Source organism: Streptomyces sp. UH6 (genome assembly GCF_013421635.1).
Lineage (GTDB): Bacteria > Actinomycetota > Actinomycetes > Streptomycetales > Streptomycetaceae > Streptomyces > Streptomyces abyssomicinicus.
In genome coordinates, this window is sequence record NZ_JACADT010001321.1 from 1 (window position 1) to 1,231 (window position 1,231).

At 73.4% G+C, this 1,231-nt stretch carries 2 protein-coding genes; both read right to left on the minus strand.

Annotation, left to right across the window (positions count from 1 at the left end):
• Positions 1-894: elongation factor Tu (locus HW445_RS31590; RefSeq protein WP_180224197.1), on the minus strand; the 894-nt coding region annotated here is incomplete at its 3' end.
• Positions 895-1,025: 131 nt separating this feature from the next.
• A partial coding sequence (locus tag HW445_RS32970; protein ID WP_218957563.1) for a hypothetical protein occupies positions 1,026-1,231 on the minus strand: 206 nt, incomplete at its 5' end.

A 1,231-nucleotide genomic window follows, 5' to 3' on the forward strand; every position in this document is an offset into this window, starting at 1 on the left:
GGGGGTGACGCTGCCGGGCGCGGCGACGACGTGACCGCGGCGCACCGCGTCCCGTGCCACGCCGCGCAGCAGCAGCGCCACGTTGTCCCCGGCCTGCGCCGACTCCATGGGCCGGCCGAAGGTCTCCAGTCCGGTGACCACCGACTCCAGCCCCGCGCCGAGCACCTCGACCCGGTCGCCCGTGCGGACCGTGCCCCGCTCCACCGCCCCGGTGACGACCGTGCCGCGCCCGGTGATGGTCAGCACGTTCTCCACCGGCAGCAGGAAGGGCGCCCCCAGGTGCCGTTCGGGCATCGGCACGCAGGTGTCGACGGCGTCCAGCAGCGCCTCGACGGCCGCCACCCAACGCGGCTCGCCCTCCAGGGCCTTGAGCCCGGAGACCCGGACGACCGGCACCGCTTCGCCGGGGTATCCGTGGGCGCTGAGCAGTTCGCGGACCTCCAGCTCCACCAGGTCGGTCAGTTCCGGGTCACCCGCGTCGGCCTTGTTGAGCGCGACGACGATGTGCTCGACGCCCACCTGCCGGGCGAGCAGCACGTGTTCGGCGGTCTGCGGCATCACCCCGTCGAGGGCGGACACCACCAGCACCGCGCCGTCGAGCTGGGCGGCGCCGGTGACCATGTTCTTGACGTAGTCGGCGTGCCCGGGCATGTCGACGTGCGCGTAGTGCCGGGTGTCGGTCTCGTACTCGACGTGCGCGATGTTGATGGTGATGCCCCGCGCGGCCTCCTCCGGGGCGCGGTCGATGCGCTCGAAGGGGACGTAGCGGGAGGCGCCGCGGTCGGCGAGCACCTTGGTGATGGCGGCGGTCAGGGTGGTCTTGCCGTGGTCGACGTGCCCCATGGTGCCGATGTTGAGATGCGGCTTGGTGCGCACGAATGCCGTCTTGGGCATGGCTGTTCCTCGCGAGGTGGCGTGCGGGCTCCGGCCCGCTCACGGAAGGGAGCGGGCCGGGCGGGGACCCCGGGGGGCGGTTCTCCGACCCTCCCCCTACGGGGTCCGCCGGAGGTTCTGTCCGGGGAGGGTCACCTTCGGGCGCCGTCGGCGGCCGCGCCGACTGCGGCGCCCGCTGCAAGGAACGCGGCGGCAGCCTTCGCGGCATCCGCGACCGCGGATGCTGCAGCGAGGATGAAGGCGTGCCGGAACATGACGCAGAGGATGTCCGAGCGGCGCGGTGCGCGTCGAACGGTTTTCCGCGAAGCCGTGCGCGAAGCCGTGCGCGAAGCCGTCC